General features: G+C 39.9%; 2 protein-coding genes. Both read left to right on the top strand.

What is annotated here, in order from left to right; genetic code table 11:
- On the top strand, positions 1-341 hold a 341-nt coding region (locus tag ACLNCN_RS04935; RefSeq protein ID WP_424844756.1), incomplete at its 5' end, for a single-stranded-DNA-specific exonuclease C-terminal domain-containing protein.
- A 278-nt stretch (positions 342-619) separates the two neighbouring features.
- The coding region (locus ACLNCN_RS04930) for an MBL fold metallo-hydrolase (RefSeq protein WP_424844755.1) at positions 620-1,025 on the top strand (406 nt) is incomplete at its 3' end.

Here is a 1,025-nt window from a genome sequence, read left to right as displayed (position 1 = left end):
AGGCTTACTATTTAACAGGATATGGGACTAGAGAGCAATTTACCAAATTGTACAAGACTATCTACCAGTTCCCAGAGTTTGATATTCGCTATAAGCTGAAGGATTTGGCGGCTTATCTTAATATTCAGCAAATCTTGCTGGTCAAGATGATTCAAGTATTTGAAGAGCTAGGCTTTGTGACGATTAAAGATGGCGTTATGACAGTCAATAAAGAGGCACCAAAGCGGGAGATAGGAGAAAGTCAAATTTACCAAAATCTCAAACAAACCGTTAAAGACCAGGAAATGATGGCGCTGGGTACCGTGCAAGAAATTTATGACTTTTTGATGGAAAAAGAGTAGAAGTTAGGAAAGAGTTGGGAAACCAGCTCTTTTTTGAAAACAAATCTTCATTTTGAAAATCATCAAAAAAATGGTATAATGGTAGGAAAAGATTCGGCTAATACTAAATGAAAATCAGAGAGCAAACTAGGAAGCTAGCTGCAGGCTGTACTTGAGTACGGCAAGACGAAGCTGACGTGGTTTGAAGAGATTTTCGAAGAGTATAAAAGTAATAGTGCTTTTAGAATAAGAGGGCAAGCAACCCTATAATCAAGATAAACTAAGCTTTCGGAGGAAAAATGAGTAATATCAGTTTAACAACACTTGGTGGTGTACGTGAAAACGGGAAAAATATGTATATCGCTGAAATCGATGGGTCTATTTTCGTTTTGGATGCAGGTCTGAAATACCCTGAAAATGAACAACTAGGGGTGGATGTGGTCATTCCCAATATGGACTACCTTTTTGAAAATAGCGATCGTATCGCTGGGGTCTTCTTGACCCACGGCCATGCGGATGCCATTGGTGCTCTGCCTTATCTCTTGGCTGAAGCCAAGGTGCCTGTATTTGGGTCTGAGCTGACCATTGAGTTGGCCAAACTCTTTGTCAAAGGAAATGACACAGTTAAGAAGTTTAATGATTTCCATGTTATCGATGAGGATACGGAGATAGATTTTGGAGGGACTGTGGTGTCCTTCTTCCGTA

Source organism: Streptococcus sp. CL8.13 (assembly GCF_049737895.1).
Note: the sequence above shows the minus strand (reverse complement) of the source record. Positions and strands in the feature narration are given on the sequence as shown.